The organism is Acinetobacter sp. SwsAc5 (assembly GCF_013391485.1).
GTDB classification, from domain to species: Bacteria; Pseudomonadota; Gammaproteobacteria; order Pseudomonadales; family Moraxellaceae; genus Acinetobacter; species Acinetobacter towneri.
In genome coordinates, this window is the sequence record NZ_JACAXD010000007.1 from 125,360 (window position 1) to 135,095 (window position 9,736).

8 protein-coding genes and 2 pseudogenes are annotated in these 9,736 nt (G+C 39.3%); all 10 read left to right on the forward strand.

Features of this window, described 5'->3' with window-relative positions; all coding sequences use genetic code 11:
- The first annotated feature begins 150 nt into the window (after positions 1 to 150).
- Positions 151 to 1,287: pseudogene (locus HYG89_RS05975) on the forward strand (tyrosine-type recombinase/integrase).
- A gap of 178 nt (positions 1,288 to 1,465) precedes the next feature.
- A complete protein-coding gene (locus tag HYG89_RS05980; protein ID WP_178866604.1) occupies positions 1,466 to 3,013 on the forward strand; it encodes a hypothetical protein in 1,548 nt (515 codons plus the stop codon).
- Positions 3,014 to 3,276: 263 nt separating this feature from the next.
- A complete protein-coding gene (locus HYG89_RS05985) occupies positions 3,277 to 4,251 on the forward strand; it encodes an inovirus-type Gp2 protein (RefSeq protein ID WP_178866606.1) in 975 nt (324 codons plus the stop codon).
- A gap of 103 nt (positions 4,252 to 4,354) precedes the next feature.
- Entirely contained in the window at positions 4,355 to 4,633 is a 279-nt protein-coding gene (locus HYG89_RS05990; RefSeq protein ID WP_178866608.1) for a hypothetical protein, read from the forward strand.
- Positions 4,634 to 4,655: 22 nt separating this feature from the next.
- Positions 4,656 to 5,687: a DUF932 domain-containing protein gene (locus tag HYG89_RS05995; RefSeq protein WP_178866610.1), complete on the forward strand. Its 1,032-nt coding sequence runs from the start codon at positions 4,656 to 4,658 to the stop codon at positions 5,685 to 5,687.
- A gap of 197 nt (positions 5,688 to 5,884) precedes the next feature.
- Positions 5,885 to 6,943 carry a YqaJ viral recombinase family protein gene (locus tag HYG89_RS06000; protein WP_178866612.1) on the forward strand — a complete coding sequence of 353 codons (1,059 nt, stop codon included), beginning with the start codon at positions 5,885 to 5,887 and terminating at the stop codon, positions 6,941 to 6,943.
- A 195-nt stretch (positions 6,944 to 7,138) separates the two neighbouring features.
- The gene (locus tag HYG89_RS06005; protein WP_178866614.1) at positions 7,139 to 8,023 is read left to right on the forward strand and encodes a hydrolase or metal-binding protein; all 885 of its coding nucleotides are present in this window, start codon (positions 7,139 to 7,141) and stop codon (positions 8,021 to 8,023) included.
- A gap of 79 nt (positions 8,024 to 8,102) precedes the next feature.
- Positions 8,103 to 8,333 carry an AlpA family transcriptional regulator gene (locus tag HYG89_RS06010; RefSeq protein WP_178866616.1) on the forward strand — a complete coding sequence of 77 codons (231 nt, stop codon included), beginning with the start codon at positions 8,103 to 8,105 and terminating at the stop codon, positions 8,331 to 8,333.
- A 72-nt stretch (positions 8,334 to 8,405) separates the two neighbouring features.
- The gene (locus HYG89_RS06015; protein WP_178866617.1) at positions 8,406 to 8,990 is read left to right on the forward strand and encodes a bifunctional 2-polyprenyl-6-hydroxyphenol methylase/3-demethylubiquinol 3-O-methyltransferase UbiG; all 585 of its coding nucleotides are present in this window, start codon (positions 8,406 to 8,408) and stop codon (positions 8,988 to 8,990) included.
- Positions 8,983 to 9,609 (forward strand): annotated as a pseudogene (locus HYG89_RS06020) (HNH endonuclease); the annotation flags it as partial. The gene HYG89_RS06015 and the pseudogene HYG89_RS06020, both read left to right, overlap by 8 nt.
- Between the last annotated feature and the right edge of the window lie 127 nt (positions 9,610 to 9,736).

Genomic DNA, 9,736 nt, shown 5'->3' on the forward strand with positions numbered 1-9,736 from the left:
CTGGCTTACACCATTCTCCCTTTTATTTTAATTATAGTGGTATAGCACGAACAGGAGTGACTGGTATGGTACGAACAGGAATGGGTGGTCGTTTTATCCAGTATTTTGCAATTTACCCAGAAATTAATACATCAATTATGGGTAATCGACATGCCACTTACAGATACTGAATGCAGAAAAGCACAGCCGAAAGACAAACAGAATCGTCTTTCAGATTCACATGGTTTATCTCTAATCATTACCACCAAAGGTCAAAAATATTGGAATGTGCGCGTCACTGTCCATGGTGAGCGTAAGTCTGAATCGCTTGGCCCATATCCAGATTTAAGCTTAAAAAAGGCAAGGGAGCTTGCATATGAGCTTAAGCATCGATACTCACGTTCAGTATTGCATGAAGACTTAAAGCCCTATTTCAAAGAAGTTGCAGAAGATTGGTTCAATAATCAAAAAGAAACCTGGTCATCCAAACATATCAGCAATGTACGAGCTTCATTGGATGAGCTTTATATTGCTCTTGCTAATAAGCGTATTAATCAGATTCAGGCTCCGGAGATTTTGTAAATCATTAAGAAGATTGAGGCAAGAGGTTCGCTTGAAATTGCAAAACGTACTTTATCTCGTTGCGGTATGGTCATGAAATATGCAATTGCGCATGGCTATCGTTATGATAATCCGGCAGGTGATCTGGTTTATGCTCTCAAGAATAAAAGAGTCAAAAACCTGGCTTCACTTACTGCCTCTGAAATGCCTGAATTTTTAAGAAAGATTAGAGCATACCCAAGTGATGCTCAGACACATCATGCGAATATTCTGATTATGCTGACAGGTGTTCGGGTCAGTGAGTTGCTACAAGCACGCTGGGAAGAATTTGATCTTGAAGGGCGTAAGTGGGATATCCCTGAAGAGCGTATGAAGAACCGTCTTCCGCATCGTGTACCGTTGACGGACATAATGATTGCTGAGCTAAAGACTTTGGGGCTTACTCATAATTAGGAACTGTTATTTCCACATCGTTTAAATAACAAAGAATCAATGCGTAGTGAGTCTATTTTGGCTGTGATCAAACATTCAGGCTATGCGGGACGAATGACCACACATGGTTTTAGATCTCTATTCAGTACAGTTGTAAACGAATCAAATCTGTTTAATCCAGATGCAATTGAACGCCAGCTTGCTCATGTACCTCAGAATAGGATTCGCTCGGCCTATAACCGAGCGCAATACTGGGATGAGAAAGTAAGGTTGCTGAAGTTGTATGAGAAACAAGTGAAAGAATGGATTGTATAGCCACGCCTTTGAGCGTGGTTTTTTTGCCTGATATTTAATTTTGGGCTGGGAATTTATAGTGAAAAACCTAGGAATCGGAGTAAAAATTATTAGGAATTAATGGTTTGTAATCTAGGAATTGAAGTGCTATTTTAAAGGATCTTATCAGGGGTGAAAGTAGTAATTTACTTAAAAGCATATGGAATTAGAGCAAGTTAATAACGATACTGAAAATGACGTAAATGATACAGTTAATGAATTGGATAGTTGCGAAGACGAAAATTTTGTCATAGCTCTTGATGAAAAAATGGACGATCTTGCATCGTTACTAGTGGAAAAAATTTTAGCAGATAGTCGTTTTGATAAAGTATTGGATAGCTTAAAGGAGACGAGTCATCGTACTGAGAACAGACGATTAACTAAAGATGAAAGGAATCTTCCTTCTAGACAATCTCAAAAAATACGAGATTTAATTGATCCTAACAGAAAACCGCTACAGTTAAGTCAAAAAGTCAAATTTGCTCAAGAGTATTTGAATGTAATTGAGCTGATTTATACTGAACTACAGACTAAGCTTGGCGAAGATTTTTATAAAACGGATAGCTCTAATAATACGTACCTAGAAATAGTGGGTAGGATATTAAATGATCAAAATGATGCTGTTGGATTGCTATCTCGCCTTGAACGATTTGTACTGGTATTAGCTTATAACGCCACACCAGCTTATATGTTTGATGATGAAAGTATAAAAGATTTGGATGAAGAGCCATTGGAAAAGGTCCAAAAGCGAATAACGGCTCTAGGTCATGAACTACTGTACTTATTTGATAATCTAAAAACCATACGTGCAATGAATGGAGGGAGATATCTGTCCTCACATATTCAATTATTCTTAAAATTTATGAAAGATTATAAATTTTCACCTGACAGGCATACTGGGCAGGAACGTAATTTGCTAAATCAGGATATTTACTTTAAACCTTTAAACGAACTTAATCATATTGTGTGTGATCTTAAAAATGCAATAAGTAAAGGAGAATTTGATAAGCGAGTAACATTTCAATTATCGCTGTCAAGCAGAAAAAAATCTTTTAATGATACTGTGAGCGGAATAAGTGCTGAAAATTTTAAAATAGCCGTTAATAAGTATTCGAAAAAATTACAAGAAGCTATTACTTATTTTAAAAGTTATAGATCTAGTAGTATTACTCTCTATAGATTTAGAATTTGGCTAGATAGTGATAACCAAAAAATTACATTAGGTCAATTTAAAAAATTTTTCAGTGAATTAAATAAGAGAGCAGCTAGACCTGAAGTAGGTTTTAAAGGGTATCTAAACTTCTTTTATTTTTGGGATAAATATAATGATCAATGGTTCCAAGATATTGTATTGATAATAGATAGCGATACTTTGCTACAAGTAGGTGAAAGCAAACTTAATGGTAGTATTCGAAATGTGAGGCAAGAATTCGAAGATTATGCTGTCGAATTACTAAAGCGTAGAGGAAGCTTCATCTTCGAAAATGATAAAGTGCCCGAAATTGAAGTAGAGCCAGTTCCATTAATGAGACATTTAGATTTACCTTCTCAGATATTACTTGAAGTAAATGATCGTGATGGATGGAACGTATTTGAAAAGAAAATATTACCTTTTTTTGTATATCAGGAATTTTTAGAACTTACTGATGATGAAGAAATTCGAAGTAGATTTAGCAGAGGCACGCGAAAGTTTGATACAGAAATTTGAGAAGATGGGTATAAAAAGTTGTCGCTTCACAATATGATTGGCAAAACGTGTACACGAATAGAAATATGACTATGAAAGTCTAATGAATCACTGCATTTGTAGCTGAAGTCTTAGTGGGTATTATAAGGCTATATTACTAATACTAATTAAATATATGCACTTATATGCATATTCATTATATAGAGCTTTTATCTAATTTAAGCCTATATGTAATTTCTTATTGATTAGCCCTATTGCTATGTATTAATAACAGGTACATAGCAATGGAACAAACCAAGATCAATCATTCTTCATTGATTACTGCAATTGAAAACTTTGTAGAAGATACGTTAACTGGACAAAGACCATGGGATGACTATTGGTGTGATTTAGTTGACTTACTCAGAGAGTTACAAGATCAATATAATTCAAACCTGACATATTCTGCTTATAACCAAGCCATGATTGAGCTAATGTTAGAGTTGGAAAAAGATGTAAGAGCATTTCAATATATCGATAGTTCAATCTTAGAAAAACTAAGATTTCGTGATGTGAAGTCAAGATTTCAAAAGTTTAAAAGACAACATGACAGGGAAGTTCAACGTTTTAAAGAGGATGAGCTAAAGAATCGATGTAAGGCTATGGAGTACACAGAGTTATTGCTAGAACATCATTCTAAATTAGCTATTATTCGGGTTGATTTATCTTATAAACAGAATAAGCGAAGATTCATTGATATTTCGGACTTTAGGCAAGATATCCGAAAACTACTAGATCGATTACAGGATAGAGATCGTCATTTTAGTGATTTGCTAGGCTATATGTATGCTTTAGAGCAAGGTGCCGAAAAAGGATATCACGCACATTTCTTACTTTTCTATAATGGTAGTCGTGTTAAGTTTGATCGCCATATTGCAGATTGTATTATTGATACTTGGAAAGAAATAACAGAAGAAACTGGACAAGGGTACAACTGCAATACTAAGCAGAATCGTAGAAGTTACAAAGAAAGTGGAAACGATGCTCTAGGTCCTTTAATTCGGGGAGATGATGCTAAAAGAGCTAATGTTTTGAAGATAGTCAGGTATTTCACAGAGCCTACCAAAACAGAGCAGTACCTTCGGGTAAGAGTCAAAAACATGCAGAGTTTTGGTCACGGTAAGTTTAATAGACCATCAAGACGTAATAGCGTAGATACTATAAATAGGGTTAGATTGGATTTACGATTACCCGATGGTCATAAACGCCCTAAACGCTAAATGAAAATAATCTCAGATATACATTATCTAGATGAAAACGAGTTTTTTAACTTTGCAAGGCTTGCCCATCGGTGAGCCTTTGTCATTTCTAGAGGTATATATTATGAGTTTAAATTGTCCTTATTGTTTTTCGGATCAGGTTATTCAAGTGGTCAATCAGCAGGTGAATAGTGCTGATTCTACAGGTCTAGCGGCATCAGCTTCGTTCGCAACCATTGGTGCATCCATATCAAAGGGTTTACCTTTGCCAATATCACCACTGCTTGGCGGGCTTGCAGGTGCGGTCATTGGTGGTCTATTTAGCAGCATGTTTGATGAGCCTAAAAAGCCGATCACCCTGACCTATTATCACTGCAATCACTGTCAGCAGAATTTTCGTTGAATCAGCATAGGAGATAAGAACAATGGCACATCAAATCGAACAAATCGCCTATGTTGGCGAAACCCCTTGGCATGGTCTCGGTAATCAACTCAGTCCGAATCAACCACTCGAAGTTTGGGCACAGCAAGCCGGGATGGACTGGCGGATTGAATCCTCGAACGTCAGCTATATGGCACAGAATGAGCGTGGTCAGAGCATTATCATGCCATTTGAAGAGCAGCGTGTCTTGTATCGTTCAGATACCCATGCACCTTTATCTGTGGTCAGTCAGCGTTATCAGGAAGTTCAGCCTAAAGAGATTCTGGAGTTCTACCGGGATCTGACTGAGCAATCTGGCTTTGAGTTAGAAACCGCAGGGGTTTTGAAAGGTGGTAAGAAGTTCTGGGCTTTGGCACGTACCGGGCAAAGCACTGCATTAAAGTCTAAGGATGTCAGTAATGGTTATATCTTGCTGGCTACTGCGTGTGATGGCACCTTGGCAACGACAGCACAGTTCACAAGTATCCGGGTAGTCTGTAACAACACTTTAGCTATTGCGTTACGTGGGCAGAGCAGTAGTGCAGGTGTAGTGAAGGTTCCACATAGTACCAAGTTTGACGCAGAGAAAGTGAAGCAGCAATTAGGTATTTCAGTGCGTGCATGGGATGAGCACATGTATGAGATGAAACAGCTCACACAGCGTAAGGTGAGTCAACAGGAAGCCAAAGCCTACTTTGATGCCGTGTTCAATAACAGCACCATGTCAATTTCCGATCCTGAAGAAAACATTATTCAGTTCTATCGTAATGTCGCGCAGCAAGCTCAAGAGAAAAAGCCTGAACCAAATGGTCGTGCCATGAATAAAGCTTTGGACATGTTCAATGGGCAAGGACGTGGTGCTGACCTGTCATCCGCCAAAGACACTGCTTATGGCTTACTGTGTTCGATCACAGAATTTGTGGATCATGAACGACGTGCCATGAGTACCGATCATCGTCTTGATTCAGCTTGGTTTGGTGCAGGCGCAGGTCTTAAGCAACGTGGACTGGAACAGGCTTTATCTTTGATAGCCTAAGCTCATGTAATCCATCCAACCTTAACCCCGCAAGTCTCAACAATCGCTGAGTACAGCACACACGTAACTCTCTCTACTTACTACTCACAATCAATAATCTGAATCAGCATGCATATTGCCATACCCGACCTCGTGTCGGGTATGGCTTTTTTATGCGCTTCTTTTTTACAAAAACTGAAATTTATAAGGATAGAACCATGAATCAAATCGCACCGATTTCAAATCAGACTGTACAGGCAGGTGTTCAAACTGCATTAAACCCATTAACTACACCTAAACGAGCTAGTTCTGCAAAACGCTTAGTCAACACCAAAGATATGGCGTATCAAGATTGGCTTGAAGTCCGTAAACAAGGCATTGGCAGCAGTGATGCAGCAACAGCATGTGGCTTAAATCCATACATGTCCATGTTAGAGCTTTGGCTGATCAAAACAGGTCGTCAGACTCAATCCATTGAAGATGAAAGTTCAGGTATAGCACCTCTGTATTGGGGCAAACAGCTCGAACCTTTAGTGGCTGAGTATTACAGCATGCACACCAATAATAAAGTTCGTCGAGTCAATGCTGTATTACAGCACCCTGATCCTGATAAGTATTTCATGTTAGCAAACTTGGATTACTCTGTTGTAGGAAGCGACGAAGTTCAGATTCTTGAATGCAAAACAGCAGGTGAGCATGGAGCAAAATTGTGGCGTGATGGTGTGCCTTTATATGTGCTTTGTCAGGTACAACATCAACTGGCGGTGACTGGTAAACAGGCAGCGCATGTTTGTGTCTTGATCTGTGGGCATGAAACCAAGATCTTCAAAGTGACACGATCAGAATCCGTGATTGAACATATTGTTCAAGCAGAACGATATTTCTGGGAATGTGTGGAAAAGGACACGCCACCATCCGTGGATGCAAGTGAATCCGCAGCTAAAGCGATTCAACAACTCTATCCAGCGCATGTACCTTTAACGGTAGAGGATCTTTCGCAAAATGAAAATGCCAATTTGATGTTCGACCAGCTTATCAAAATGAAGGAAGAGATTCAGAATCAGCAGGAACGCTTTGACCAGCTTAAACATGAAATCCAGATGATGATGCAAGACAAGGAAAGGGCAGTCTTTGTAAATGGCTCAGTAGTCTGGAAGAAAGCCAAGGATTCTATCAGCCTCAATACCAAAGCATTGCTTCAGCACCAGCCTGAACTCATTGAGCTTTATCCACTTGAAAAGCAAGGCAGTCGTCGATTTAACATCTATACCGACTAAGCCCTATCTACAGCACCAAATCAAAAATTCACAAAAATCGCTCCCCGCTCTCTACCCTTCGGTAGAGAGCAAATCGGTCGCGATTTCTGTAGCACTTTATCTGGCTCTACATTCTTTGGGTAACTTATTTGGTCCTTGTTCCGACCTACATACATAGACCCAAATGTGTAAGGTAATACATTAAGGAATATCAACATGATTAAAGGTTTAGCAATTACTCCACCAATCCTGGGGCGTATCAGTATCGGTCGTATGATCGAAAAGAATGGCAAGCGATTGCCTGAAAAGGATGACCAGTTCACCATTACTTCCCAGATTCAAAGCAAAGAAGGCTGGGTTAAACATCCATTAGATGATCAGCTTCGAGCCAATACGCCTAATCAAAAGTTGCGCTCAATCCCGGTCAGAATGATCTTTAATGATCCTGATTTAAACCTGCGTGCAGAATACAGCCTGTTTGACCGACAGACTGGAAGACCTATCTGTGTCGGTAATGGAGAAACCTGCCAGCGTTTAACCAATCAAGGCGTGGAGCAACTTCCCTGTCCATCCCCTGATTTGTGTCCATTGGCTCAAGGAGGGAACTGCAAGCCCTACGGGCGTTTGCATGTGAACTTAGATGAATCGGATGAGTTTGGCACCTTCATCTTTAGAACCACGGGCTTTAATAGTATTCGAACTTTGGCAGCTCGACTGAGCTACTACCATGCAGCGTCAAATGGTTTGTTGTCATGCCTCCCATTGCAATTGATATTGCGGGGCAAGAGTACGACACAGAGTTATCGTCAGCCCGTGTATTACGTGGATTTAACTTTAAGAGATGGGATCAGTTTAAATGAAGCGATTATTCAGGCGAAGCAGATTGATGAGCAGAGTAAGCAGGCAGGGTTTTATCAGGAGGCTTTAGACTTTACTGCTAGGAAGGGTTTTGGGAATGGAAGGATGGACGTAGACATGGAGGAAGGCTTGGATGTGGTTGAGGAGTTTTATCAGCCTGTTGAAGGCCAGCAGATTGAGGAAACGCAGCCTGAATTTAATATTCAGCAGGGATTGAAAGGATCAGTGACGGCTTTGAATTAAATCGAACAGGGTAAAACCTTACGAGATTGCCGTATCTCATGAGCGAGTTGCTCGAAATCATGAGATAGGAGTAAACATCATGAATGCATTTGTTGGTCAAACTTTTCAAATGAATCAACTGATCAGTATCAAGCAAGTCATGGAATTTGTTGGAGTGGGGCGTTCTACCATCTACGAGATGATGGATGAGGACTCACCTTACTATGATCCAACCTTTCCAAAGAAAGTTAAAATTACTCAAAATCGTATCGGCTGGTCAGCTTATGAGATCCATCAATGGATTGAAAGTAAGTTGGCGAGTCGAGAGTAAGGGACGCTCTTAGCTCCCTTATTTTTTTGTTTTCTTGTAGACTGAAAGTGTCTTTTAGCATAAGTGTCCGTAATGAAAACAATAGACTACTACAATAAGCATGCAGAAGAATTTACAACTTCAACGTTTGAAGTTGATATGAAAAGCCTATATCAGCCATTTTTAGCTGAGTTGCCTGAAGGTGCTCGGATTCTTGACGTTGGCTGTGGTTCAGGTCGTGATACCTTGGCTTTTAAAAATAAAGGCTATCAGTTAGATGCAATAGACTATTCAGAAGAACTCGTTAAAAAAGCAACTGGACTTACAGGTATTCCTATTAAGTTGAAGAGCTTTTATGAGGTTGATGACTATGAAGCATATGATGGAATTTGGGCGTGTGCATCCTTATTACATTGTGAACGTAGTCGCTTAGCTGAAGTTCTAGAAAAAATGGTTCAAGCGCTAAAGCCAAATGGCGTGATCTATATTTCATTCAAATATGGAGATTCAGATCGAGATAAAGATGGGCGTAAATTTACAGATTTAGATGAGAATCAAGCAGATGCTTTGCTCGAGCAGTTTGATAACGTACAGCAGATCAAACAGTGGGTTACGCTAGATCAGAGACCCGATCGACAAGAAAAATGGCTTAATCTTCTTTGGAAAAAACATGCCTGACTTTATTCCCACCGCACAAGAACAACTTAAATTTTTAAAAAATATTCAACTAATTCTGCAGTCAGGTAGTTTTAGCAGTACTTATAAATTTGCACTGTTGATCAGCCTTAGCCGATCAGTAATCGAGAAAGGTGAGGACACTGGGAAATCCTTAACACTTGAGTATACGGATATTGCTGAAAAATTTATTGAGCTGTATTGGAAGCAGGCCGTACCTTATACTTTTGATGATGAAGGGCAACTTATCCTAAATCAAAACAATGGCAAACAAGCTGCCATTGTGAATCGCATTATACAGCTTCGGCAAAGCTACTCTTCTTTGGGGTTATTAAGACGAGATTCATTGGTATGGTTGAAACTTGTTAAAGATGTGGCACGCACGGTAAAAGACATGCCTGTTCGCTATTTGCAAAACATCAATGGTCAAAATTTTGAGTTTTTGTATCAGCTTAATCAGTGCGGAAAGCGACTCATTCTTTTGCCTCAAGTCATGTATTGCTTAAGACAATTCAGCGAGATCATTGAAGAACTTTGTCAAAAACGTTGGATTGATTACATCCGTAAAAACAGTAGTAATGCACCGATTTTGAATCAATTACCAAATCTTGAACAATTCATGTGTTAGCGGCAGTGTAAAAATGACCCCCTAATGGCATTTAAAAACTGACCCCCTTGGTTAATATAGCGGTCATTTTGGACTGCTCAACATGTTAACTTTGGAGCAAGCAGTGACAATCCAAATACTT